Source organism: Streptomyces sp. NPDC006265, from assembly GCF_040613555.1.
GTDB lineage: Bacteria > Actinomycetota > Actinomycetes > Streptomycetales > Streptomycetaceae > Streptomyces.
In genome coordinates, this window is the sequence record NZ_JBEXSH010001073.1 from 1 (window position 1) to 2,652 (window position 2,652).

Sequence of the window (2,652 nt, forward strand, 5' to 3'; positions counted from 1 at the left end):
TGTCCTTCATGATGGGCGGCGCCGACGACATCGAGATCGTCGGTGAGGCCGCCGACGGCGCCGAGGTGGAGGCCCTCGTCGACCGCACCCGCCCGGACGTCGTGCTCATGGACATCCGGATGCCGACGGTGGACGGTCTCACGGCCACGGAGCGGCTGCGCGCCCGCAGGGACGCCCCGCAGGTGGTGGTGCTCACCACCTTCCACGCCGACGAGCAGGTCCTGCGGGCGCTGCGCGTGGGCGCCGCCGGGTTCGTCCTCAAGGACACCCCGCCCGCCGAGATCATCGCGGCGGTGCGCCGCGTCGCGGCCGGCGACCCGGTCCTGTCGCCCGCGGTGACCCGGCAGCTGATGCGGCACGCCGTCGGCACCGGCCCCGACACGCGCCGCACCCGTGCCCGCGAACGCATCGCCGTCCTCAACGACCGCGAGCGCGAGGTCGCCGTCGCGGTCGGCCGGGGCCTGGCCAACGCCGAGATCGCCACCGGCCTCTTCATGAGCGTCGCCACCGTGAAGACGCACGTCTCACGCATCCTGGCCAAGCTCGACCTCAACAACCGGGTGCAGATCGCGCTGCTCGCCCACGACGCGGGGCTCCTGGATGAGGAGCGGGAAGAGTACTGACCACCCGGGTACGCCGTCAGGCGAACGGGGGCGGGGAACCGCCGGCGATCTCCGCGAGGTGCACCGGCCTGCGCTCCCGCCGCGACAGCTCGCACGCCTCGGCGATCCGCAGCGCCTGCAGCGCCTCGCGCCCGTCGCAGGGGTTGGCCCGCTCGCCCCGGACGACCTCGACGAACGCGTTCAGCTCCGCTTCGTAGGCAGGGCCGAACCGCTCCAGGAAACCCGTCCAGGGCTTGTCCGCGGCCGGTGGCCCGGTCGGCTCGGTGGACGCGATCGGCGTACGGTCGTCCAGGCCGACCACGATCTGGTCGCGCTCCCCGGCGAGCTCCATGCGCACGTCGTAGCCGGCCCCGTTCATCCGGGTCGCGGTGAGCGTGGCCAGCGTCCCGCCGTCGAGGGTGAGGAGTGCGGCGGCGGTGTCGACGTCGCCCGCCTCGCGGAACATCCGCGGCCCGGCGTCGGACCCGGCCGCGTAGACGTCCGTGACCTCCTGGCCGGTCACCCAGCGCAGCACGTCGAAGTCGTGGATCAGCGTGTCCCGGTACAGCCCGCCGGACAGCGGCAGCCACGCGGCGTCCGGCGGCGCCTGGTCGCTGGTCAGGGCCCGCACGGTGTGCAGCCGCCCCAGCCGGCCGGACCGCAGGGCCTCGCGCGCACCCGTGTAGCCCGCGTCGAAGCGGCGCTGGAAGCCCATCTGGAGAACCGTCCCGGCCGCCTCGACCTCGGCGATCGCCGTCAGGGACCCCGGCAGATCCAGCGCGATGGGCTTCTCGCAGAACACCGGCAGACCCGAGCGTGCTGCCCGACCGATCAGTTCGGCGTGGGCCGACGTCGCCGTCGTGATCACCACGGCGTCGACCCCCCAGCGGAAGATCTCCTCCACGCCGGGCGCCGCCGTCTCGCCCAGCCGGTGCGCCAGTTCCTGGGCCCGGGCGGCGTCCGCGTCCGTGAGGATCAGGGAGCCGACCTCGCGATGCCGACTGAGCGTGTTCGCGTGGATGGTGCCGATGCGGCCCGTACCGATGACGCCGATGCGCATGGAAACAAAGTGCGTGCACAGCTCGCCGCTGTCAATCCGTATGTCCGGACAATCTGACTACACGACTTCCCGTCAACAGCGCACGGAGCTACGCTCGGCCCGTGCCGAAACCAGAAGTGGACCCGCCCGTGCAGCTCGAGCTGAGTGTGGACCGCAGCTCCCCCGTGCCGTTGTACTTCCAGCTGTCCCAGCAGCTGGAGGCCGCGATCGAGCACGGCACGCTGACCCCCGGCAGCCTGCTGGGCAACGAGATCGAGCTCGCCGCCCGGCTCGGCCTGTCCCGGCCGACCGTCCGCCAGGCGATCCAGTCGCTCGTCGACAAGGGCCTCCTCGTACGCCGCCGCGGCGTGGGCACCCAGGTCGTGCACAGCCAGGTCAAACGCCCGCTGGAGCTCAGCAGCCTCTACGACGACCTGGAGGCGGCGGGCCAGCGCCCGGCCACCCGGGTGCTCGTCAACAAGCTCGTCCCCGCCTCCGCCGAGGTCGCCGCCGCACTCGGTGTCGCCGAGGACAGCGACGTCCACCGCGTCGAACGCCTCCGCCTCGCCCACGGCGAGCCCATGGCCTACCTCTGCAACTTCCTGCCGCTCGGCCTCATCGACCTCGACACGGCCCAGCTGGAGACCACCGGCCTCTACCGCCTGATGCGGTCGGCGGGCATCACCCTGCACAGCGCCCGCCAGTCGATCGGCGCCAGGGCGGCGACGACGGAGGAGGCGGAGCGGCTGGCGGAGGAGACGGGCGCGCCGCTGCTGACCATGCAACGCGTCACGTTCGACGACACGGGCCGAGCAGTGGAATACGGCACACACACCTACCGTCCGACGCGCTATTCGTTCGAGTTCCAGCTCCTGGTACGGACCTAGTGCCGCGGCAGGCAACGTTCGCCCCGTCGCGACGCCCGGCACGCTCCCCCAAGCTCTCGACTCCGCTCGAGCAGGGGGTACCCCCACTCGCCGCACCGGCCGAAACCCCGAGTACGTCCAGTAC

Annotated in this window: 3 protein-coding genes; 2 read left to right on the plus strand and 1 reads right to left on the minus strand. The window is 72.4% G+C overall.

Annotation, left to right across the window (positions count from 1 at the left end):
• Positions 1 to 623, plus strand: a 623-nt coding sequence (locus ABZ281_RS45360; RefSeq protein WP_356664223.1) for a response regulator transcription factor, incomplete at its 5' end; no start/stop codon positions are given.
• Positions 624 to 639: 16 nt separating this feature from the next.
• On the opposite strand, the gene ABZ281_RS45365 is transcribed toward ABZ281_RS45360, so the two are convergent.
• The gene (locus ABZ281_RS45365; RefSeq protein ID WP_356664225.1) at positions 640 to 1,662 is read right to left on the minus strand and encodes a Gfo/Idh/MocA family oxidoreductase; all 1,023 of its coding nucleotides are present in this window, start codon (positions 1,660 to 1,662) and stop codon (positions 640 to 642) included.
• A gap of 128 nt (positions 1,663 to 1,790) precedes the next feature.
• On the opposite strand from ABZ281_RS45365, the gene ABZ281_RS45370 reads away from it, so the two are divergent.
• Positions 1,791 to 2,528 carry a GntR family transcriptional regulator gene (locus ABZ281_RS45370; RefSeq protein WP_356664227.1) on the plus strand — a complete coding sequence of 246 codons (738 nt, stop codon included), beginning with the start codon at positions 1,791 to 1,793 and terminating at the stop codon, positions 2,526 to 2,528.
• The last annotated feature ends 124 nt before the right edge of the window (positions 2,529 to 2,652 follow it).